The following is a 21,442-nucleotide window of genomic DNA, read 5'->3' as shown; positions in this document are numbered from 1 at the left end:
GGTGGTGGTAACCGGCGGAACCGTCGTGGTGGTGGTCGGGGGAACCGTCGTGGTGGGCGGTTCGGTGGTGGTGGTCGGCGGGACCGTGGTGGTCGTCGTCGGCGGCTCGGTGGTGGTAACCGGCGGAACCGTCGTGGTGGTGGTCGGGGGAACCGTCGTGGTGGGCGGTTCGGTGGTGGTGGTCGGCGGGACCGTGGTGGTCGTCGGCGGCACGGTGGTCGTCGTGGTCGGCGGCACGGTGGTGGGGCTGCTGACGTTCACGACCAGTGTCTTGGTCGAACCGCCCTGTTTGAGGCTGATGGTGTGCTTGCCCGGGGTGGTCGGGGTCCAGTCGGTGCTGGAGTGATACGCCGGCCACGGCACCTTGGAGGGCGGATTCGTGATCGGGTTGCCGTTGTCTTCCCAGTAGCAGAGCAGGCCGAACTCCCAGCCGCTCAGATTGGCGGAGAGGGTGTAGGTCTGGCCGACGGTCCAGTTCGAGCCCGAGATGGTGATCGAGTCGACGGTCGCGTGGGCCTCGGGGGCCTCGTGCGTGACCAGGACCGAGACGGCGCCGGTCGCGATGGCCAGAGCGGCCAGTCCGGCGCCGATGTGACGGCCGCCCAAGGGGATTGTGCTCACTATGCGTACTCCTGTGCTGCGACCCCCGAGGTAGGTAGGGGTCGAGGCACAGTAAGCGAGCAGCTATGTGAAATGCGGTGTTTTCAGAAAGTTACTGGCAAGTATTCCGCTACTTCTTCGCGGCGCGTGCCTTCTTCGGCGGGTTCGCGCTGGTCACCGGCTTGGCCGCAGCGGCCGCCGCCTTCTCCTCCGCGATGGCCGTCGCCGGGTGCACCGCGACGATGCCCAGGCCCTGCCGCCGACGGCAGTGCGCGGCCAGCTCGTCGTACGCGGGCTTGCCGATCAACTCGATCAGCTCCGGCGCGTAAGCCTCCCATACCGGCCGGGTGCCGACGTGCGCATCCGGGGAACCGGTGCAGTACCAGTTCAGGTCCAGGCCGCCCGGACCCCAGCCGCGCCGGTCGTACTCGCCGATCGCGGTGCGCAGGATCTCCACGCCGTCGGGCCGCTCCACCCACTCCTGGGTCCGGCGGATCGGCAGCTGCCAGCACACTTCCGGCTTCACGGTGAGCGGTTCCAGGCCCTTGCGCAGCGCCATGGTGTGCAGCGCGCAGCCGATGCCCTCACTGAAACCGGGCCGATTGAGGAAGATGCACGCGCCGTCGACACGCCGGGTGCGGAGCGCGGGTTCGTCGTCGAGGTCGTCCGCTTCGAGGTACAGCTTCTTGCGGACCCGGCCCTGGTCGTCGGTCGCCTCGCCCATGAGCTGCCAATCCTCGGGTGTGAGCATTTTCACAGCCTTGTGCAGCTTCTTGCCGTCCTCCTCGTCGGAGAGGAACGCGCCGTGCGAGCAGCAGCCGTCGTTCTCGCGGCCGTCGATGATGCCCTGACATGCCGGTGTGCCGAAAACGCAGGTCCAGCGCGAGAGCAGCCAGGTCAGATCCGCCGCGATCAAATGCTCGTCATTTGCTGGATCGACGAATTCGATCCACTCGCGCGGGAAGTCGAGTTCTACTTCGGGCGTCGGGTCGATCTTCGCCGCTGGTCGCAGCCCGGTCGGTCCGCTCGCCGATGCCCCTGTCGTCACAATGCGGAACGCTAACAGCTCAGTCGCCTGGCCAGAAGTCCTGACGCACCCAGTACCGTGTTCATGTGCGGCTCGGTGTACTCGATGTGGGAAGCAATACCGTCCACCTGCTCGTGGTGGACGCGCATCGTGGTGGACACCCGATGCCGATGAGTTCGACGAAGTCGGCCCTGCGACTGTCGGAGAGCATGGACGACCAGGGGCGGATCACCCCCGCGGGGGCCGCCAAGCTGACCGCCACCGTAACCGAATTCGCAAGTATCGCAAAGACTTCCGGCTGTGTGGAGCTGATGGCCTTCGCCACCTCCGCGGTCCGCGAGGCCACCAACTCCGATGAGGTGCTGGCCCGGGTCCGCGCCGAGACCGGCGTCAATCTGCAGGTGCTCTCCGGTGTCGATGAGGCTCGACACACCTTCCTCGCGGTGCGCCGCTGGTACGGCTGGAGCCCCGGGCGGATCCTCAACCTGGATATCGGCGGCGGCTCGCTCGAGATGAGCAACGGCGCGGACGAGGACCCGGACATGGCCCTGTCGCTGCAACTGGGCGCGGGTCGCCTCACTCGGGACTGGCTGCGCCACGACCCACCCGGCAAGCGCCGGGTCGCGGTACTGCGGGACTGGCTCGACGCCGAGCTGGTGCTGCCCAGCAAGCAACTGCTCGAGGTGGGCCGCCCGGATCTGGCGGTCGGCACCTCCAAGACCTTCCGCTCGCTGGCCCGGTTGACCGGTGCCGCCCCCTCTGTTGCGGGACCGCGAGTGCGGCGTACCCTGACCAGTTCCGGCCTGCGGCAGCTGATTGCGTTCATATCGAGAATGACAGCCGCCGACCGGGCAGAATTGGAAGGCGTAAGTTCTGATCGGTCACAACAACTCGTGGCCGGTGCGCTGGTCGCGGAGGCGAGTATGCGGGCACTGTCCCTGGACACGCTCGACATCTGTCCCTGGGCGCTGCGAGAGGGATTGATCTTGCGCAAATTGGATACCGACCTTGATAGCGAACCGATAGCCGGCGGCCCCGACAGCGGCCTGACGGGCCCGATCGAAACGGTGTCTCGATGACCGAGGATTCAAGTCAGCTGTCCGTCGCCGAGCTACTGGCGCGAAACGGGCAGCAAAGCGGCGGCTCGGCGAACGGTGGGGGTCGCAGACGCCGAAGCGGTCGGGGTATTTCCGTCGCCGAACTGACCGGTGACATTCCGATCGTGCCCGGATCCTCCTCCCACGCCGCGCCGGACGAGGAAGCCGCCGCCGAGCCCGAGCCCGCCGCCACGGAATCGGACTATTCCAACTATTCGAACTTCTCGAATTACTCTGATTCCTCGAACTATTCGGATTACTCCGACTTCTCCACTCCCGCGGCCCCGCCCCAACCGGACTATTCGTCCTATTCGGTCGCAGAGCCCGAACCAGCCTATTCGCCGCTCTCCGGGCCCATCTCGTATTACGACCCGCTGGCCCCCGCCCCGCAGCCGCCGTCCCTACCCGAGCCGTCCGGCCAGAGCTGGTCCGCCGGTCTGGACTGGCCCCCCACGGAGACCCCGGCCCCGGCCCCCGTCGAGCCCCGCTCCGGCGGTCGCCGCCGCAAGCCCGATCCGCTGGACTCCGACTTCGCGCTCGACGGCCTGGGCGCCGAACCGCCCGCCGCGCCCGCACCGCCCGCACCCCGCGAGGGCGGTCGCCGCCGCCGCTACGACCCCGAGGACGACACCACCGACGAGGTGCGTCCCTTCCGCGGCGACAACGGCTCCCGGACCGACAGCGGTGTCATGGGCGACAACGCCGCGACCCGCGACGCCGCCTCGGACGCCATGCGCGACATCGCCGCCCGCGCCGAGCGCGACTCGCGCACCCAGTTCAACCCCGCGGTGGCCCGCCCACCCTTCGAGGACCACACCCAGTTCGACCAGGCCGCCCCCGCGTGGTCGCCGACGCCGGGGCCCGAGCCGCTGCCGCGCGCTCCGCACCAGGACCGCCCCGCCTTCGAACCGCCGCAGGCCGCCGCCCCGCCGATGTCGCGCTCGGCCCGCAGGCACGCCGAGGCCCAGTCGCAGCGGCAGCAGACCCCCGAACCGCAGCCCGCCCCGCCGTTCGGGGATCGCCGCGGCGGTGTCGATCACGGAGCGGCCACCGGGCTGCCGGAGTGGTCGGCGCGAAGACGGCCGGGACCCGACGCCGAGCCGGACCGTGGCGACCAGGCGGCGGTGCCGACGGCCGCGTGGTCCTCGCTCGCCGATGACGATCAGCAGCTGCTGTCGGGCCAGTCGGTCGCCGGGGATCTGCTGCGCGACGCTCAGCAGCGCGAGGACGAGCGCGCCGAGCGGAATGCGCGGAACGCGGGCAAACGCCGCGGCTTCGGTTCCCGGGGCCGCGGGGCGGTCGCGCCGGAGCCCGAACCCGACGACCACCTCACCGACTTCTACGAGCCGCTCGACGAGGACGATTACGACGACTACGACGACGAGCCCGCGTCGTCGATGGGCGCGCGGTTCTCCGCGCTCACCCAGAAGGCGGGCGCCTTCACCCGCAAGGCCGGTCGCGGCGGGGCCGCCGGCCCCGCGCGGTCGCGGGCCGCGGGCGCGCGGTCGGCGGGCCGGTCCGACGAGGACGAGCACCGCCGGCAGTGGCTGGTGATCGCGGGTCAGAGCGTGGGCGCCGCGGTCGCGGGCATGTTGCTGTTCAAGGGCTTCGAACGCATGTGGGAAGTGCTGCCGTGGGTCGCCCTGGCCCTGGCCATGGTCGTGATCCTCGGCCTGGTCGCGTTGGTGCGCGTGCTGCGCCGCACCGATGACATTTTCAGCACTGTGATTGCCGTCGTCGTAGGCGTCTTCGTGACGCTCGGACCGCTAGCCTTTCTACTCAGTACGAACTGAGCAGGGAGCGGCAGTGGGGAATATCGTGCAAGCGCAGGGGGCGAGCACCGAGGGCCGGGCGGGGCGCGGGGAAGTCCGGGTCGGGCTGTCGACGGCGTCGGTGTATCCGGAGAACACCGAGGCGGCGTTCCGGTACGCGGCCGAACTCGGTTACGACGGGGTCGAACTCATGGTCTGGGCGGAACCGGCCAGCCAGTCCATTTCCACCGTGCAGCATTTCGCGCACAAATACGACGTGCCGGTGCTGGCCGTGCACGCCCCGTGTCTGCTGATCTCGCAACGGGTCTGGGGGTCGGACCCGATCGCGAAACTGACCCGCAGCGTGCACACCGCCGAGGCGCTGGGCGCGGCCACCGTGGTGGTGCACCCGCCCTTCCGCTGGCAGCGCCGCTACGCCGAGGGCTTCGCGAAACAGGTTGCGGAACTGGAGAATTCGTCGCCGGTGGCGGTCGCGGTGGAGAACATGTTCCCGATGCGCGCCGACACCCTGCTGCGCGGCAGTTCGATCGACCGGCTGCGCCGCCGTGGCGGGCCCGGGCCGTCGATCACCACGTTCAGCCCCTCCTACGACCCGACCGAGACCGGCTACCGTCACTACACCCTGGACACCTCGCACACCGCGACCGCGGGCGTGGATCCGCTGGCGCTGGCGCAGCGCATGGGCTCGGGCCTGACCCATCTGCATCTCGCCGACGGCCGCGGCGCCGCCACCGACGAGCATCTGATCCCGGGGGAGGGCACCCAGCCGGTGGCCGAGCTCTGTGACATGTTGACGCGCAACGGTTTCGATGGTCAGGCGGTCATCGAGGTGAACACCCAGATGGCTCGCACCACGATGGATCGCGCGGCCATGCTGGATCGGGCACTGTCCTTCGCGCGCGAGCATCTGAACGGATTCTCGCCCGCCCCGACGCCGGAGCCGACGGCCGCGCATCGCGGCTGAATCGTCATTCGGCGCGGTTGCCGGGGTGATTCATCCCACGACCCGTCCGGAATTTTCACCGGGTCCATTTACGCTGTACAAAACCCAGTGGAAGGACAGCGGATGACAACGGAGCTGACCGTCGACCCGGCGTCGACGAGCGAATTGGCCGACGCGCCGTTCAGTCGCGTCTGCACGCTGACCGAGCTCGACGCGCCCACTCCCGACACCGGCCGCTACGCGGGATCCATCGAGTCCACCTGGACCATCGGCGACAAACTGCACGGCGGCACCATGGTCGCGGGCAGCGCCGCCGCGGCCACCGAATGGCTGCGCCGCACGGCCCCCGAACAGGCCGCCATGTTCCCCATCTCGGCCAGCACCGACTTCCTCGGTGCGCCCGTCCCCGGCGCGGTCGAGTACGAGGTCCGGACCCGCAAGCTGGGCCGCCAGATCGCCCTCGTCGACGCGAGCCTGATCCAGGACGGTCGCACCCTGGTGCACACCGCCCTCACGTTCAGCCACCTTGACGACGGGGATCCGCAGTACGCCGCCGACCACGTCGGCGACATGCCCGCGGAACCGCCCGCCGACGCGCTCGTCTACGACGACCGCAACCCCATGGGCAAGATCGTGCACGTGGCCCGCGGCTCCTCGGTCGCCCTCGATCCGACCTGGGCCCGCTTCCTCGCGGGCGAGAAGTCCGAACCCCGCCTGCGCCTGTGGATCCGCCCCTTCGCGGGCGACGAGCAGGATCCGGACGTGTCCGCCTTCTTCGCCCTCATGTCCGCCGACATGAGCCCGCCGGTCCCGATGAACCTCGGCCACTTCGGCTGGGCCCCCACGGTCCAGCTCACCACCTACCTTCGCCGCCGCCCGGCCCCGGGCTGGCTGCGTGTCATCGCGCACTCCCGCGAGGTCGGCAACCGCATGTTCGACGAGGACCAACTCGTCATCGACTCCACGGGCGCGATCGTGGCCCAGAGCCGCCAGCTGGCGTTGATTCCCCAAGCGCGCTGACGCCAACGGCTCTCAGCCCCGCGCTGAAGGCTCGGGGAGGCGGGATAGCCTTGAAGGCTATGACGAGGATTGCGGTAATCGGTGGGGGTCGGATCGGGGAGGCGCTGATCGCGGGCCTGCTCGAGTCCGGGCGGGCGAACAAGGATCTGGTGGTGGTCGAGCCGGTGCCGGCGCGCGCCGAGGCGCTGGCGGACCGGTTCGGGATCCGTGCCACCGACGACATCGCCGATGCCGGCAAGGCGGCCGATCTCATCGTGATCGCGGTGAAGCCCAACGATGTGGACGCGGTCCTGACCGAGCTGGGCAAGGCCGAGCTCGGCGCGGCGGACCACGATCAGGTGCTGGTGTCGCTGGCGGCCGGGGTGACGACCGCGCGCATGGAATCCAAGCTGCCCGCCGGCTTCCCGGTCGTGCGGGTCATGTCGAACACCCCGATGCTGGTCGGCCAGGGCATGAGCGCCATCGCCCCCGGCCGCTACGCCCGCAAGGAACAGCTGGGCCTGGTCACCGAGATGCTGGAATCGGTCGGCAAGGCGGTGACCGTCTCCGAGGCGCAGATGGACGCCGTCACCGCGGTGTCCGGTTCGGGTCCGGCGTACTTCTTCCTGATCGTCGAGGCGATGATCGACGGCGCGGTGGGCCTGGGCCTGACCCGCGACGTGGCCACCCAGTTGGTCACGCAGACGATGCTCGGTTCGGCCGCGCTGCTGGAGGAGTCGGGTCAGTCTGCCGTGGAATTGCGCGCGGCCGTCACCTCGCCCGCGGGGACCACCGCGGCGGGCTTGCGGGAGTTGGAGCGGGGTGCGGTGCGATCGGCATTCCACGATGCGTTGCACGCCGCAAAACGCCGTTCCGCCGAACTCGGTGCGATCGCGGACTAACGTTGAGAGTGGGTGAGTGTGCTCCCCACTTTCCAATACTGCTCGGTTGCTAGTTTGCTGCCGTAGGCCGACTCGCCACAGCAAAGGCTGATTTCTCACACCCGTCGCAGCAATCCCACTGGTCCCGCTAAGCTTCAAGGAGCACGTGCGTGTCTGTTCCGCCGGTGGGGAAGCCGGCGGCGCGGACGTGCCGGAGGTCAGTGGCGCAATGATGTCTGGAAACAGCCAAGCGAGGTCCGGAAACAGCCCAATCACCGCGGGATCCGTCATCGGAGGGGGAACGCAGTTCCTCACCGTTGCCGAGGTCGCGAATCTGATGCGGGTTTCCAAAATGACGGTGTACCGGTTGGTGCATTCGGGAGAGCTGCCCGCGGTGCGGGTGGGGCGTTCCTTCCGGGTGCACGCCAAGGCGGTGCACGACTATCTGGAGACGTCCTACTTCGACGCGGGGTAGTACGGCCCGATAACCGATCGGCCCCACCCGTTTCGTTCGCCCGAGAGTGGCCCGGTAGCATGAACCGGCATCCTGTACGTGCCGGTGGTGCCGCCGGGTCCATCTCGGCCCGTATCGGGTAGGGACTGTGCAGGGTCAGACAGTGTGCACCCCGCGGAAGCGGGGATGACCCGAGAGAACGCGAGGAACAACCCTATGGGTTCTGTGATCAAGAAGCGCCGCAAGCGCATGTCGAAGAAGAAGCACCGCAAGCTGCTTCGCCGCACGCGCGTGCAGCGCAGAAAACTCGGCAAGTAAGCCGCTGCGTCGTAGCTGGAAGCCCGTCACCGTCGGTGGCGGGCTTTCGTTCGTCACGGGTGATCGAACTCATCGTTAGATCCTGGTTAATACCCTTCGAATGCCCCCTACTCGCCGGTTACCCTGGGAGCGGGAAAAACGCCCGATGACAATTCAAGGCATGGGGGCCAGGTGGGATCCGGAGTGGCAGGGACTCGGGACGGGCAACCGCCCAAGGTGGTGATGGTGACCGGTGCGAGCCGGTTCTTCGGCGGCAATGTGGTGGCCCGGTTGGCGGCCGACCCGGCCGTCGAACGCATCATCGCCGTGGACGCCAAACAGCCCAGCCGTGAACTGCTGCGCCGTATGGGCCGTGCCGAATTCGTGCGCGCCGATATTCGTAATCCATTGATCCGCAAGGTTATCGACGGCAATCAGGTCGATACGGTGGTGCATCCCGCCGCGCTGTCGCGCCCGCCCTCGGGTGGCGGACGGGCCGCCATGAAGGACATGAACGTCCTGGGCGCCATGCAGCTGTTCGCGGTGTGCCGCAAGGCGTCCAGCGTGCGGCGGGTGGTGGTGCGTTCCTCCTCCGCCGTCTACGGGTGCAGCGCCAAGGACCCGGTGAAGTTCACCGAGGAGATGAGCGCCCGCACACCACCGCGCGGCTGGTTCGCGCGGGACATGATCGAGGTGGAGGGTTTCGTGCGCGGGCTGGCCCGGCGCCGGCCCGACATCTCGGCGGCCATCCTGCGGTTCCCGCCGATCGTGGGCCCGCAGCTGGCCAAGCGGGGCGTGCAGTACTTCCGCTCGCCGATCACGCCGACCATCCTGGGCCGAGATCCGCGCATGCAGCTGCTGCACGAGGAGGACGCCATCGCCGCCCTGGTGCACGGGGCCATGACGGCCCCCGGCGGCACCTACAATGTGGCTGGGGACGGCGCGATGGCGCTGTCGCAGGCGATCCGGCGGGCCGGTCGGGTCGAACTGCCTGTCCCGTACTCGGTGTTCCGCAGCGTCGGGCGCACCGTGATGGGCCCGGTGATGCGAGAGTTCACCGCCGAGCAGATCGACTATTTCCATTTCGGTTGTGGCCTCGACACCACCCGGATGCGGACCGAACTGGGCTTCGGTCCACGCTGGACCACGGTGCAGGCCTTCGACGACTTCATAGGGGGCGCAGCGTTGCGGCCCGTGATCGATCCCGCGTGGATCGACGCCGCAGAAAACAAGCTTCTCGGCCTGCTCGGGGCCGGGACGGGAGCACACCAATGAGTGATGTAGCGAAGGTGATTCGACTTCACGACGTGGATTTCGAGGCGCGGCACAATCGCCCGTCGCGGGTGTGGCCGGCGGGGGAACCGGCGCTCACCCCGGTGACCTCGCTGACCGATCGGCTGGCTGAAGTCGAAGCGCGTCAGCCCAAGTCGCTGGGGGAGATGATCCGGGGAACCGTGGCCGACGGGGTCCGCTACACGGCCGACTTCGCCCGCCGCCGCCTCACCGGCGACTACCAGGTCGACGAGTACGGCCTGGACGAGCACCTGCTGGAATCGGTGATCCTGCCGATGCTGCGGCCGCTGTCCGACCTGTGGTTCCGGGTCGAGGTGTCGGGTATCGAGAACATTCCCGAGGTGGGCGGCGCGCTGATCGTGGCCAACCACGCGGGCACGGTGCCGCTGGACGGGCTGATGCTGCAGCTGGCCGTGCACGACCGGCATCCCAAGCAGCGCGCGCTGCGCCTGCTGGCCGCCGACCTGATCTTCGAGACGCCGCTGCTGGGCGGGCTGGCCCGCAAGGCCGGGCACACCCTGGCCTGCCCCGCGGACGCCGAAAGGCTTTTGCGCGCGGGCGAAGTCGCGGGTGTTTTCCCCGAGGGCTACAAGGGCATCGGCAAGCCGTATTCGGACCGGTACAAGTTGCAGCGTTTCGGCCGTGGCGGTTTCGTGTCGGCGGCGGTGCGCACCGGGGTGCCGATCATTCCGTGCTCGATCGTGGGTTCGGAGGAGATCTATCCGAAGCTGGCCGATATCAAACCTTTGGCGCGGCTGCTCGGTATTCCGTATTTCCCTGTGACGCCGCTGTTTCCGCATCTGGGTCCGCTCGGCGCGATTCCGTTCCCGTCGAAGTGGTACATCCAATTCGGCGAGCCGATTTCCACCGCCGGATACGAGCCCGCCGACGCCGATGATCCGATGACGATGTTCGAAATCACCGATCAGGTCCGCGAAACCATTCAGGGCTCGCTGTACAAGAATCTGATCAAGCGCCGGAATCCGTTCACCGGCTAGATAATTGGTACGGACCAGCGACCGGCCCGCCCCGAATGGGAGCGGGCCGGTCGCTTTTCGTGCTAGCTGGCCTTGGCTTCGCGTTTCCGGGACAGTACGGCCGCGGCCGCGCCGCCCGCCGCGCCGAGCGCGAGGGCCGTGGGCACACCGACTTTCGCGGCTTTGCGCCCGGTGCGGAAGTCGCGCACTTCCCAGCCGCGATTCTTGGCGACCTCGCGCAGATCCGCGTCCGGGTTGATGGCCACCGCGGTGCCGACCAGCGAGAGCATCGGCACATCGTTGTGGCTGTCGGAGTACGCCGTGCAGCGCTTCAGGTTCAGGCCCTCACGAATGGCGAGGGTGCGCACCGCGTGCGCCTTGCCGAGCCCGTGCAGGATGTCGCCGACCAGGCGGCCGGTGAAGACGCCGTCCTCGCTCTCGGCGACCGTGCCCAGCGCCCCGGTCAGGCCGAGCCGCTTGGCGATCACCTGCGCGAGTTCCACCGGCGTGGCGGTGACCAGCCAGACCTGCTGGCCCGCGTCCAGGTGCATCTGGGCCAGCGCCCGGGTGCCGGGCCAGATCTTGTCGGCGATGATCTCGTCGTAGATCTCCTCGCCGAGCGCGGCGAGTTCGGCGGTCGGGCGGCCGGCGATGAAGGACAGCGCCTTCTCCTTGCCGGACGCCATGTCCGAGTGACTCTCCTTGCCGGTGACCCGGAACTTGACCTGCTTCCAGGCCATGTCGACCAGGTCGGAGGTCTTGAAGTACTTGCGCGAGGCCAGCCCGCGCGCGAAGTGCACGATCGACGCGCCCTGCACCATGGTGTTGTCGACGTCGAAGAAGGCCGCGGCGGTGAGGTCGCGGGCGATCGTGGGCGTCGGCGTGTCGCCGAGGTCGCGCAGCGCCAGCTCGGCGTCGTGGAGGGCGATCGCGGCGTCGGCGCTGGCCTCACCGGCCAGGTTGGCGCGGACCTCTTCCTCGGTGGGACCGAAGGGGCTGCGGGTGATGCGGGTGAACTGATCCTGCAGGTCAGCCAGTCCCTGACCCCAGCGCGCCGGGAATTCACCGAATCGTCCCGCGATGAAGCCCGTTCCCTGCTCTTTCGAACGTTCCGGCACCAGTACCTCCGCCTGTTAGCGCGAACAACTCAACAGTAACGCCCGGGAGTGGCCGCAACGTAGACGGTGAACGACATATCGGGAAGTTGTTAGATGGTGGCCATGAGCGATTCGCCACATGCTGTGACGCTGTTGACCCGGGACGGGTGCGGGCTGTGCCACACCGCACTCGAACAATTGCGCCCGATCTGCGCCGAGTTCGGCGTCGAGGTGACCACGGTCGACGTGGACGTGGCCGCCGCCACCGATCCGGGCCTGCGCGCCGAATACGGGGACCGGCTGCCGGTGGTGCTGCTGGACGGCCGGGAGCACAGCTATTTCGACGTGGACGAGCCGCGGCTGCGCGCCGACCTCGCGAAATAACGGACCTACCTCGCGAAACCTGGCGTGAGAGGGGATTTTCCGGGCTTTCTGCCCGGGTCCCCCTCCGTCCGTGCCCTCCGGTGTGTTGCGTAGCGGGTTCGCGCTGATGAGGGTTGAATGAACCCGGGGCCGGAGCCCGCCGCAAAGTGACTGAATTCACCGACTTTGTGCAGGGCTTCACAAGCGGTTACGGTGGTGGCACGCGACCCGCCTTCTCGGGCAGCGGAAGCGACCCCCTGAACCTGACTCGACCTCGCCTGTAAGGACCGCGACGGTCTCCCGGCGTCGGGTCGACAAAAGAACCCGGACACTCACCCCCGGCCGGACGAGGAGCGCAAGCGACGTGACAGAGCAGCAAGAGACGCCGCCGACTGGCGTCTCCAAGGCTCTGCAGAAGGACATCCCGCAGGCCACGGTGGCCCGGCTGGCCACTTACCTCCGGGTGCTCGCCGTACTCGCCGACGACGCTGTAGCCATCGTATCGAGTGAGGAACTGGCTGTCGCGGCGGGTGTCGGTTCGGCCAAGTTGCGCAAGGATCTCTCCTTCCTCGGACCCAACGGCGTGCGCGGTGTCGGCTACGACGTGATCAAGCTGCGCGACCGCATCGAGGATGTGCTCGGTCTGTCCGAGGGACACCGGGTGGTGCTGGTCGGAGCCGGTCACCTGGGCCGCGCGCTGGTCGGCTACGGCGGTTTCCGCCGCCGCGGTTTCGCCATGGTCGGGCTGTTCGACAACGATCCCGAGGTCATCGGGACCACCGTCGGCGGACTCGTCGTCCGCGACGTGGCCGAGCTGACCGACGCCGTGGCCACGCTGGAACCCACCATCGCCGTGCTCACCGTGCCCGACGCCGCCGCGCAGGGCGTGTGCGATCTGCTGGTCGAGGCCGGTCTGCAGTGCGTGCTGAGCTTCTCGGCCCTGGCTCTCGAGGCCCCGGCCACCGTCGAGGTGCGACGGGTGGATCTCGCGGTGGAGATGCAGCTGTTGTCGTTCGAGCGGGCCCGCAACGCGGAATCGGCCGCCGAGGACGCGATGAGCGCGGCCGCGGCCGTGGTCGGCTCCGCCGACGCGAACGTGGTGTCCACCCCGATCCGCCGGGTGACGACGATCCAGACCGCGGACACAACCAGCAAGGGAGCGGTGGTCCAGCCATGAGCGTGCTTCTCGTCGGCATCTCGCATCGCAGCGCACCGGTGGCGGTGCTGGAGAAGATCGCCATCACCGAGACCGACCGGCCCAAGCTGACCGACAAGATGCTGTCCTCCACGCACGTGTCCGAGGCGATGATCGTCTCCACCTGCAACCGCATCGAGGTCTACGCGGTCGTCGACGCCTTCCACCCCGCGCTCGGCGAGATCGGCGAACTGCTCACCAAGCATTCCGGGCTGCCGCTGCCCGAACTCACCAAGCACGCCTACGTGCGCTACGCGGAGGCCGCGGCCGAGCACCTGTTCGCGGTGTCCTCGGGCCTGGATTCCATGGTGGTCGGCGAGCAGCAGATCCTCAGCCAGATCCGGGCCGCCTACGCCGCGGCCGACGCCCAGCAGGCCGCCGGGCGCACCCTGCACGAGCTGGCCCAGCACGCGCTGCGGGTCGGCAAGCGGGTGCACTCCGAGACCGGGATCGACCGCGCGGGCGCGTCGGTGGTGTCGGTGGCGCTGGATCGCGCGGCCGCCGTGCAGGGCCCGCTGGCCGGGCGCACCGCGCTGGTGCTGGGCGCCGGCGCGATGGGCGGGCTCGCGGTGGCGCAGCTGGCGCGCGGCGGGGCCGCGAAGGTCATCGTGGTGAACCGGACCCTGGAGAAGGCACAGCGGCTGGCCAACACGGCCACCACCATGCACGGCGTCGAGGCCGAGGCCATCGAGATGGACCGGCTGGCCGAGGCCATGGCCGCCGCCGACGTGGTGATCACCTGTACCGGCGCGGTGGGCACCGTGGTCACCCTCGCGGATGTGCACCGGGCGCTGTCGGCCAAGCCGGGCGCCGAGGAACTGGTCATCTGCGACCTGGGCCTGCCCCGGGACGTGGACCATGCGGTCGCCGGGCTGCCCGGGGTCACCGTCATCGACATCGAGACGCTGCAGCGCGACCCGTCGGCCGGCGCGGCCGCCGACGACACCGCCGCCGCGCGCACCATCGTCGCCGACGAACTCTCCAAATACCTTGCCGGACAGCGCATGGCCGAGGTCACCCCGACCGTGGCCGCGCTGCGCCAGATGGCCGCCGACGTGGTCGAGGCCGAGCTACTGCGTCTGGACTCCCGACTACCGGGACTCGAATCCACCGAACGCGACGAGGTCGCCCGTACCGTGCGACGGGTGGTCGACAAACTGCTGCACGCGCCGACGGTGCGGGTCAAGCAGCTGGCCTCCACACCCGGCGGGGACAGCTACGCCGAGGCGTTGCGCGAGCTGTTCGAACTCAAACCCGGTGCGGCGCAAGCGGTTGCCGCGCCGATGGAGATCTCCGCCCTGCAGGGCGAACTGGCCGATGATTTCACCGCCGCCCACCCGGGGGACGAACAGGGGCACACCGCATGACCGGAGCAATGGTGCACGAGAACGACATAACCGCTCGCGGAACGGTCGACGCCCCGTGGCGCATCGGCACCCGCGGCAGTCTGCTGGCCCTCACCCAGGCCGGGCACGTGCGTGACGCCCTGATCGCCAACGGCCAGCAGGCCGAGCTGGTGATCGTGAAGACCGCCGGCGACCAGAACGCCACCGATCCCGTGCAGAAGATCGGCGTGGGCGTGTTCACCGCCGCGCTGCGCGAGGAATTGGCCGCGGGCACGGTCGATATCGCCGTCCACTCGTACAAGGATCTGCCGACCGCGCAGGATCCGCGCTTCGACATCGCCGCCATCCCGCCCCGGCAGGATCCGCGCGACGCGCTGGTGGCGCGCGACGGCCTGGTGCTGGGCGAGCTGCCCGCGGGCGCCAAGGTCGGCACCTCCGCGCCGCGGCGCGCCGCGCAGCTGAAGGCGCTGGGCCTGGGCATCGAGATCGTGCCGCTGCGCGGCAATCTCGACACCCGGATCGGCAAGGTCTCCTCCGGTGAACTGGATGCCGTGGTGGTGGCGCGGGCCGGGCTGGCTCGCATCGACCGCCTGGACGTCGTCACCGAATCGCTCGAACCGGTGCAGATGCTGCCCGCCCCGTCGCAGGGTGCGCTGGCCGTCGAATGCCGCACCGAGGACACCGAACTCGTGACCATCCTGTCCGCCCTCGACGATCCCGGCACCCGTGCCGCGATCACCGCGGAACGGGCGTTGCTGGCCGACTTGGAGGCCGGTTGTACCGCGCCGATCGGTGCGCTGGCGGAGGTCGTCGAATCGCTCGACGACGACGGCCGGGTGGTGGAGGAGTTGTCGCTGCGCGCCTGCGCGGCGGCGATCGACGGCTCGGATGTGATCCGGGCTTCAGTGGTCGGACCGGTCGCGGATGCCGCGGACCTGGGGCGGGCACTGGCGCGCGAGCTCTTGGAGCTGGGGGCGCGCGAACTGCTCAGCGTCACAGAGGAATCCGCTGAGCTCACCGACGACAGCAATCCCAGCCCAATGGAGAACAGCCGATGAGCCGAGTGACGAAGAAGAATCCCGGTCGGATCCTTTTCGTGGGGTCAGGGCCCGGTGACCCGGCGCTGTTGACCGTGCGGGCCCGCGAGGTGCTCGGCCGGGCGACGCTGGCCTTCACCGATCCCGACGTCGACAAGGGCGTGCTCGCCCTGATCGGCATCGCGGTCGAGGAGAGCGCCGACGGGACCCGCCCGGTGGACGTGCGCCCCGCCCTGGGCGACGCCGCCGAAGTGGCCAAGACCCTGATCGCGGAGGCCCGCGGCGGCTCCGACGTGGTGCGCCTGGTCTCCGGCGACCCGATGACCACCGACTCGGTCATCCAGGAGATCAACGCCGTCACCCGCTCGCATCTGAGCTTCGAGGTGCTGCCAGGCCTCTCGGCCGGCACCACCGTGCCCGCCTACGCGGGTATCGAACTCGGCTCCAGCCACACCGTGGTGGATGTCCGCGGCGAGGTGGACTGGGCGGCCGTCGCGGCCGCGCCCGGCCCGCTGGTGCTGCACGCCACCTCCGGCCACCTGGCCGAGACCGCCTCGGCGCTGGTGGAACACGGCCTGGCGCCGCAGACCCCCGTCGCGGTGACGGTACGCGGCACCACCCGCCAGCAGCGCACCATCGACGCCACCCTGGCGACCCTGAACAACGCCGCCTCCGAACTGGTCGGCCCGCTGGTGGTCACGGTCGGCAAGGAAGTGGACAAGCGCGCCAAGACCTCCTGGTGGGAGTCCCGTGCTCTGTACGGCTGGACCGTGCTGGTGCCGCGCACCAAGGAGCAGGCCGGCGAGATGAGCGAGAAGCTCGTCAACCACGGCGCCATCCCCATGGAGGTCCCGACCATCGCGGTCGAGCCGCCGCGCAGCCCCGCCCAGATGGAGCGCGCGGTCAAGGGCCTGGTCGACGGCCGCTACCAGTGGGTCGTCTTCACCTCCACCAACGCGGTGCGCGCGGTGTGGGAGAAGTTCGGCGAATTCGGTCTGGACGCCCGCGCGTTCAGCGGCGTGAAGATCGCCTGCGTCGGCGAGGCCACCGCGGAGAAGGTGCGCTCCTTCGGTATCAACCCCGAGCTGGTGCCGTCCGGTGAGCAGTCCTCTGAGGGCCTGCTGGCCGACTTCCCGCCCTACGACGACGTTTTCGACCCGGTCAACCGGGTGCTGCTGCCGCGCGCGGACATCGCCACCGAGACCCTCGCCGAGGGCCTGCGCGACCGCGGCTGGGAGATCGACGACGTCACCGCCTACCGCACCGTGCGCGCGTCCCCGCCGCCCGCGGAGACCCGCGAGATGATCAAGACCGGCGGTTTCGACGCCGTGCTGTTCACCTCGTCCTCCACGGTCCGCAACCTGGTCGGCATCGCCGGCAAGCCGCACGCCCGCACCATCGTGGCCTGCATCGGACCCAAGACCGCCGAGACGGCCATCGAGTTCGGTCTGCGCGTGGACGTGCAGCCCGAGGTGGCCCAGGTCGGCCCGCTCGTCGAGGCGCTCGCCGAGCACGCCGCCCACCTGCGCGCCGAGGGCCTGCTGCCCCCGCCGCGCAAGAAGAGCCGCCGCAGCCGCTAGCTTCGGCACGAAATACGGCCACCCCGGCCCCGCGTCACGATGACGCGGGGCCGGGGTCGTTCTCACGCCCGGCACGGTCGGGACCTGTGACGGCGCGGAGTGGTTCGGCTCGGCCCGGAGACCGATTCCGGCGCGGCGCGGCGATTGCGTGTCATCGATCGGCCCGGTCGCGGACAACGGGTCCGGACCGCGGCAGGACCTCCGGCCAGGGCGAGCATGTCGGCCTCGCCGATTCGCTGGGTGGATGCCCAAGGAAATGTCGTCGTTTCATCCGGAAGCGAAATGCATACGCTGCATTCGGTATTCGATCTTCGAGAGGTGAACATTCATGAAGCGTGTTGCAGTCGGCCTGATCGCGATGTGTGGACTCGCGCTGGGCGCGGGCCTGTCCCCGGCGGCGGCTCTCGCCGAGGCCCCGAGCGCGGCGGCGCCGGTCGCCGATGCGCCGGGGGTCAGCTCGTCCGGCATTCCCGCCGTGACCGTCCTGCAGACTCTGTTGAAGTGCCTGACCAGCGGTTCGAGCAATCCCGGCACGCCGGGATCGACCCAGACCGGCTGCCTGAACTCCTAGCGGCCGCACGTGCGTAGGAGGCGCGCCGACGTCCGGTCGTGGGGACGTCGGCGCGCCTCCGTCGCGTTCAGCGGAGCCGCGCGGTGGTCAGCGCTGGGCCGCCATCAGGCGGCGGACCATGCGGCAGGTCGCGTCCGAGGGCTGGTGCACGCCGATGACTTCGGCTGTCTCCCTGATCTTTTCGTTGGTGGCCTGGTCGGGCCCGAAGGACCCGGAATCCAGGAGCGCGATGGCCAGCCGCATGGCCTTCAATCGCCGGTTGTGCGAGACGTACCACGTGCGCGGCCGCCCCGCCGGCAGCGGCTGCTTGGCCAGCGGCCGCCACGCGTGATCGATGACCTCCCCCTTCTTCGGAACCCCGGCGTCCCGGTTCACCTTGCCGGACATGCTGGTAACGGCTGCGAGCACGGCCAATCCTCCCGTCGCGATCCGGGATCGCGCCTTCGAACGCGGCGCGATCCCTTCGAACACATCTTCGATTCTACTCGGACCCACCGACAAAAGTGGCTGCTCACAATGACTTTGGAAGTCGGCCGGGCCCGGCGTCGGAGGCGCGCGCACCCCGGTCACGAGCCGGGCATATCATGCGAGCATGACCGGAATGGACCGCCCTCGGCGGTTGCGCCGCACTCCCGCGATGCGTCGGCTCGTCGCCGAGACCAGCCTGGAGCCGCGGCACCTGATTCTGCCCATGTTCGTCGCCGACGGTATCGGCGAACCGCGTGAGATCTCCTCCATGCCAGGCGTTTTCCAGCATTCGATGGACTCGCTGCGCAAGGCGGCCGCCGAAGCCGTGGCCGCGGGCGTGGGCGGCCTCATGCTCTTCGGCGTGCCGAAGCCCGAGGACAAGGACGCCCAGGGGAGCGGTGCCAGCGACCCGGACGGGATCCTGAACCGCGGCCTGTCCGCGCTGGTGTCGGAGGTCGGAGACTCGACGGTCGTCATGGCCGACACCTGCCTCGACGAATTCACCGACCACGGCCACTGCGGCGTGCTCGACGAGCGCGGCGCGGTCGACAACGACGCCACCCTCACCCGCTACGTCGAGATGGCGCTGGCGCAGGCCGCGACCGGCGCCGACCTGCTCGGCACCAGCGGCATGATGGACGGCCAGGTGGCCGCGATCCGCGCGGGGCTGGACGCCGCCGGATACACCGACACCGGCATCCTCGCCTACGCGGCCAAGTACGCCTCCGCGTTCTACGGCCCGTTCCGGGAGGCCGTCGGCTCCTCGCTGCAGGGTGATCGGCGCACCTATCAGCAGGATCCGGCCAACCGCCGGGAGGCGATCCGCGAGCTGGAACTGGATCTGCTCGAGGGCGCGGACATCGTCATGGTGAAGCCCGCCATGTCGTATCTGGACATCCTGCGCGAGGTCTCGGACCGGTCCACGGTGCCGGTGGCGGCCTATCAGATCTCCGGCGAGTACGCGATGATCACCGCGGCCGCCGAGCGCGGCTGGATCGACCGCAAGGGCGCGATCCTGGAATCGCTGCTCGGGATCCGGCGGGCGGGCGCGGACATGGTGCTCACCTACTGGGCCACCGAGGCCGCGCACTGGCTGGCCTGAACCGGAACGAGTAGCTCTGATCGTGAATCCCATGGTCCCGCCGAACAATCCGGCGCGTCCGGCGCCCGAGGACGTCGGCACCGCCTGTCAGCTCTGGTACGCCGCGCTCGGGGTCGGGCTGGTGCAGTTGATCGCCTCGCTGATCGCGCAGTTCGGGCAGCGGAACGAATTGGCGCAGCAGATGTTCGACCAGGTGAAGGAGCAGCAACCGGCGGTCACCCTGGCGCAGGTGGAGGTCTGGGCCGCCGTCGTGTTCGTGCTGGTCGCGGTGTTCTGGCTGGTGCTGTCCGGAGCCGGGGTGGCGGTGGTGTGGCAGCTCGGGCGCGGAAAGAACTGGGCCCGAGCGGTTCTCACCGGTTTCGGCATCTTCCTGGTGCTCGGCGCGGCGGGCACGCTGTTCGGCGTCGGCGTCAAGGAGAGCGGCGTGGCCGCGCTGGTCGCCGGCGGCGCGGGCATCGTGCAGGCGGTGCTCGCGGGCGGGGCCGTATTCCTCTGCTACCGAAGCGAATCCGAGGCCTACTTCCGGCCCGGACCGCGCTAGGTTACCGCCGAGTTTGTTACGGGGATGACAACGCGTTATGGTGAGGGCTGTCACAACCATTTCGGGAACCGGAAGTCGGCCGTCGCGCGTTGATCCATGCGCCTCGAGCCCCCCGGGAAGGCGGAGCAACGATGCGAGTGGTGATCCAGCAGCCGCACAGCCTGCGGCGCGATATCGCGGTGCTGAGCCTGTTGTTCCTCTTCGGCCTGCTGACCCTCGCCGTACTCCTGATTCCGGGCCTGGCCCACTGATTCGTTCCGCGATCTTTACGCTCGACCTATGAGTGAGGCCATCAACGCCCCCGGGGCCGTGCTGTTCTCCGAACCCGGCGCGCGCTGGCGGACCATCGCCTACGGACCCGCGCTGTGCGCGATCATCCTGGTCATCGAGCTGTTCCGCGGCGGCGACATCCACTGGTTCGGGCTCGTCTTCTGCGGCGTGCTGCTGGCCGGGTTCGTCTGGTTGCAGGTGATCGCGGGCAAGCGGCACATCAGTGTCGAGCTGACCCCGGAGCAGCTGCGCGAGGGCACCGAGGTGGTGCCGTTGCGCGACATCGCCGAGGTGCTGCCCGAAGACGACGAGGAGTCCTGGGATTATGAGGACTGGCAGTCCGCGCGGGCGCTGGGCGAGCTGACCGGAGTACCGCGGCGGCGCAAGGGAATCGGCCTGAAGCTGACCGACGGTCGCCTGGTGCAGGCGTGGGCGCGTGACCATGTCACGCTGCGCGCGGCGCTGACCGAGGCCCTGGGCCACCCGCGCGGGACCGACGACGAGCCTCGGGAGGCGCTGTGATGCGATGGCTGACGATAGCGGCCGAGATCGTGCTGGTTCCGGTGCTGGCCGTCGCGGCGGTGTGGTGCTGGCGGCACGGGGTGCAGACCACGGTGTTCAAGGCGCAGGGTGAGGCGCCGTCGTTCGGTGCGACCCGCTATGTCGGGCCGTGGCTGGCGGGGTCCGCGGCGCTGGTGATCATGGCCGGGCTGTCGCTGATCGACGGGGCCACGCGGGTGGTTCGGCTCACCCGCTGACGTTTGTCCGATTCGACGGTCCGCGCTCGGCGAGCCTGGTCCGACACACCGTATTGACGGGTGCGAAGTCTGGGTTCAGCCTTGGTCGCCCTCGGACCCGCGCGGAGAATCATCCGCATGAAGCGCACAGAACTCGTGAAACGCATCGCCCCCGCGGTGCTGGCCGCGGGGCTCGTCGGCACTGTGGTCGCGGCTCCGGTCGCCGCGGCCCCGGTCGATGCCGTCCCGGATTACCGGTCACCGATGGTGGCGATGTCCTGGCAAGACCTACTACCGCCCCCGCTGAACTGCCTGCTGTCCACCGGATGGGCGGCGTTCTGCCTGGGGATTCCGCTCCCGTAGCGGGGGGTGCGGCGGCGCGACCGCAGACCGCGCCGCCGTCTCCGCATCAGTTCCAGCTCTGGTAAACATCCAGCACGCGACCGCCCTTGGTGCCGGGCAGGTTCAGGAACAGGGTCACCGTGCCGTCCGGATGATCGGCGGCCTCCATCATCACCTGGCGCAGGGAGGCGTGCACGCCGCCCTTGTCGTCCTTGTAGATGGTGGTGTCGGGCTCCAGGCCCGCGCCCATCCGGCTCATTGGCACGAACAGGCTGACCACCGCGGGTAAGGGTCCATCGGCAATGGCGGCCGTCTCCTGATGTGACAGCGCCACCCCCACCCGCCCCTGGTCGATCTGCACCAGCGGCACCCCTGCCTGCGCCACCCCGGGCGCGGCGGCCAGCCCGGCCGCCACCGCGATGATTCCTACCCCGAACCGAACGACCCGCATAC

Annotated in this window: 24 protein-coding genes and 1 pseudogene; 20 read left to right on the top strand and 5 right to left on the bottom strand. The window is 69.4% G+C overall.

Annotated elements, in window-relative coordinates; genetic code table 11:
* Positions 1 to 621: pseudogene (locus ABZ412_RS17710) on the bottom strand (hypothetical protein); the annotation flags it as partial.
* A 109-nt stretch (positions 622 to 730) separates the two neighbouring features.
* Positions 731 to 1,594, bottom strand: a complete 864-nt coding sequence (locus tag ABZ412_RS17705) for a hypothetical protein (RefSeq protein WP_357282044.1) — start codon at positions 1,592 to 1,594, stop codon at positions 731 to 733.
* A 119-nt stretch (positions 1,595 to 1,713) separates the two neighbouring features.
* On the opposite strand from ABZ412_RS17705, the gene ABZ412_RS17700 reads away from it, so the two are divergent.
* The 9 genes from ABZ412_RS17700 (at position 1,714) to ABZ412_RS17660 (ending at position 10,361) form a co-directional block, all read left to right on the top strand.
* Entirely contained in the window at positions 1,714 to 2,706 is a 993-nt protein-coding gene (locus tag ABZ412_RS17700; protein WP_357281876.1) for a Ppx/GppA phosphatase family protein, read from the top strand.
* Entirely contained in the window at positions 2,703 to 4,517 is a 1,815-nt protein-coding gene (locus tag ABZ412_RS17695) for a hypothetical protein (RefSeq protein WP_357281874.1), read from the top strand. Before ABZ412_RS17700 ends, ABZ412_RS17695 begins: the two co-directional genes overlap by 4 nt.
* A 22-nt stretch (positions 4,518 to 4,539) precedes the next feature.
* Positions 4,540 to 5,460 carry a sugar phosphate isomerase/epimerase gene (locus ABZ412_RS17690; protein ID WP_357282043.1) on the top strand — a complete coding sequence of 307 codons (921 nt, stop codon included), beginning with the start codon at positions 4,540 to 4,542 and terminating at the stop codon, positions 5,458 to 5,460.
* A gap of 102 nt (positions 5,461 to 5,562) precedes the next feature.
* Entirely contained in the window at positions 5,563 to 6,459 is an 897-nt protein-coding gene (locus ABZ412_RS17685; protein WP_357281873.1) for a thioesterase family protein, read from the top strand.
* A 59-nt stretch (positions 6,460 to 6,518) separates the two neighbouring features.
* Positions 6,519 to 7,340: a pyrroline-5-carboxylate reductase gene (gene proC / locus ABZ412_RS17680; protein WP_357281871.1), complete on the top strand. Its 822-nt coding sequence runs from the start codon at positions 6,519 to 6,521 to the stop codon at positions 7,338 to 7,340.
* 208 nt (positions 7,341 to 7,548) lie between these two features.
* Positions 7,549 to 7,794: a helix-turn-helix domain-containing protein gene (locus ABZ412_RS17675; RefSeq protein ID WP_154790969.1), complete on the top strand. Its 246-nt coding sequence runs from the start codon at positions 7,549 to 7,551 to the stop codon at positions 7,792 to 7,794.
* Positions 7,795 to 7,989: 195 nt separating this feature from the next.
* A complete protein-coding gene (locus ABZ412_RS17670) occupies positions 7,990 to 8,091 on the top strand; it encodes an AURKAIP1/COX24 domain-containing protein (protein WP_003402602.1) in 102 nt (33 codons plus the stop codon).
* A gap of 222 nt (positions 8,092 to 8,313) precedes the next feature.
* Positions 8,314 to 9,345, top strand: a complete 1,032-nt coding sequence (locus tag ABZ412_RS17665; RefSeq protein WP_357282042.1) for an NAD-dependent epimerase/dehydratase family protein — start codon at positions 8,314 to 8,316, stop codon at positions 9,343 to 9,345.
* Complete coding sequence (locus ABZ412_RS17660) at positions 9,342 to 10,361, top strand: lysophospholipid acyltransferase family protein (protein WP_357281869.1); 1,020 nt, start codon at positions 9,342 to 9,344, stop codon at positions 10,359 to 10,361. The genes ABZ412_RS17665 and ABZ412_RS17660 overlap by 4 nt, the downstream gene beginning before the upstream one ends.
* A 62-nt stretch (positions 10,362 to 10,423) precedes the next feature.
* Here the strand turns inward: ABZ412_RS17660 and ABZ412_RS17655 are convergent, their stop codons facing one another.
* Entirely contained in the window at positions 10,424 to 11,377 is a 954-nt protein-coding gene (locus ABZ412_RS17655) for an HAD-IB family hydrolase (RefSeq protein WP_357091350.1), read from the bottom strand.
* A 183-nt stretch (positions 11,378 to 11,560) separates the two neighbouring features.
* On the opposite strand from ABZ412_RS17655, the gene ABZ412_RS17650 reads away from it, so the two are divergent.
* From ABZ412_RS17650 to ABZ412_RS17625, 6 genes are all read left to right on the top strand, one after another.
* Entirely contained in the window at positions 11,561 to 11,821 is a 261-nt protein-coding gene (locus tag ABZ412_RS17650) for a glutaredoxin family protein (RefSeq protein WP_357090964.1), read from the top strand.
* 343 nt (positions 11,822 to 12,164) lie between these two features.
* Positions 12,165 to 12,977: a redox-sensing transcriptional repressor Rex gene (locus ABZ412_RS17645; protein WP_357281868.1), complete on the top strand. Its 813-nt coding sequence runs from the start codon at positions 12,165 to 12,167 to the stop codon at positions 12,975 to 12,977.
* Positions 12,974 to 14,362: a glutamyl-tRNA reductase gene (locus ABZ412_RS17640; protein WP_357281866.1), complete on the top strand. Its 1,389-nt coding sequence runs from the start codon at positions 12,974 to 12,976 to the stop codon at positions 14,360 to 14,362. Before ABZ412_RS17645 ends, ABZ412_RS17640 begins: the two co-directional genes overlap by 4 nt.
* Before the next feature lie 8 nt (positions 14,363 to 14,370).
* Complete coding sequence (gene hemC, locus ABZ412_RS17635) at positions 14,371 to 15,399, top strand: hydroxymethylbilane synthase (RefSeq protein ID WP_357282041.1); 1,029 nt, start codon at positions 14,371 to 14,373, stop codon at positions 15,397 to 15,399.
* A complete protein-coding gene (locus ABZ412_RS17630; RefSeq protein ID WP_357090970.1) occupies positions 15,396 to 16,958 on the top strand; it encodes a bifunctional uroporphyrinogen-III C-methyltransferase/uroporphyrinogen-III synthase in 1,563 nt (520 codons plus the stop codon). The genes hemC and ABZ412_RS17630 overlap by 4 nt, the downstream gene beginning before the upstream one ends.
* A 328-nt stretch (positions 16,959 to 17,286) precedes the next feature.
* On the top strand, positions 17,287 to 17,529 hold the full coding sequence (locus ABZ412_RS17625; protein WP_357281864.1) for a hypothetical protein: 243 nt from the start codon (positions 17,287 to 17,289) through the stop codon (positions 17,527 to 17,529).
* Between the two features lie 87 nt (positions 17,530 to 17,616).
* On the opposite strand, the gene ABZ412_RS17620 is transcribed toward ABZ412_RS17625, so the two are convergent.
* Positions 17,617 to 17,937 carry a hypothetical protein gene (locus tag ABZ412_RS17620; RefSeq protein ID WP_357281863.1) on the bottom strand — a complete coding sequence of 107 codons (321 nt, stop codon included), beginning with the start codon at positions 17,935 to 17,937 and terminating at the stop codon, positions 17,617 to 17,619.
* Between the two features lie 184 nt (positions 17,938 to 18,121).
* Between ABZ412_RS17620 and hemB the strand changes: the two genes are divergently transcribed.
* The 5 genes from hemB (at position 18,122) to ABZ412_RS17595 (ending at position 21,010) form a co-directional block, all read left to right on the top strand.
* Positions 18,122 to 19,099 (top strand): porphobilinogen synthase, encoded by a 978-nt coding sequence (gene hemB, locus ABZ412_RS17615; RefSeq protein ID WP_357281862.1) that lies wholly within the window; start codon positions 18,122 to 18,124, stop codon positions 19,097 to 19,099.
* Between the two features lie 31 nt (positions 19,100 to 19,130).
* Positions 19,131 to 19,640: a hypothetical protein gene (locus ABZ412_RS17610; protein ID WP_357282039.1), complete on the top strand. Its 510-nt coding sequence runs from the start codon at positions 19,131 to 19,133 to the stop codon at positions 19,638 to 19,640.
* Between the two features lie 279 nt (positions 19,641 to 19,919).
* Positions 19,920 to 20,432 carry a hypothetical protein gene (locus ABZ412_RS17605; protein WP_357281860.1) on the top strand — a complete coding sequence of 171 codons (513 nt, stop codon included), beginning with the start codon at positions 19,920 to 19,922 and terminating at the stop codon, positions 20,430 to 20,432.
* On the top strand, positions 20,432 to 20,668 hold the full coding sequence (locus tag ABZ412_RS17600; protein WP_357281859.1) for a hypothetical protein: 237 nt from the start codon (positions 20,432 to 20,434) through the stop codon (positions 20,666 to 20,668). Before ABZ412_RS17605 ends, ABZ412_RS17600 begins: the two co-directional genes overlap by 1 nt.
* A 117-nt stretch (positions 20,669 to 20,785) precedes the next feature.
* Positions 20,786 to 21,010, top strand: coding sequence for a hypothetical protein (locus ABZ412_RS17595; protein ID WP_357281857.1), 225 nt, complete (start codon positions 20,786 to 20,788; stop codon positions 21,008 to 21,010).
* A 46-nt stretch (positions 21,011 to 21,056) separates the two neighbouring features.
* On the opposite strand, the gene ABZ412_RS17590 is transcribed toward ABZ412_RS17595, so the two are convergent.
* Positions 21,057 to 21,440 (bottom strand): hypothetical protein, encoded by a 384-nt coding sequence (locus ABZ412_RS17590; RefSeq protein ID WP_357281855.1) that lies wholly within the window; start codon positions 21,438 to 21,440, stop codon positions 21,057 to 21,059.
* Positions 21,441 to 21,442 lie beyond the last annotated feature (2 nt).

The sequence above is a fragment of the Nocardia sp. NPDC005746 genome (assembly GCF_040630785.1).
Taxonomy (GTDB): domain Bacteria; phylum Actinomycetota; class Actinomycetes; order Mycobacteriales; family Mycobacteriaceae; genus Nocardia.
The sequence above is the reverse complement of the archived record's forward strand: the minus strand, read 5'-3'. Positions and strand labels throughout refer to the sequence as shown.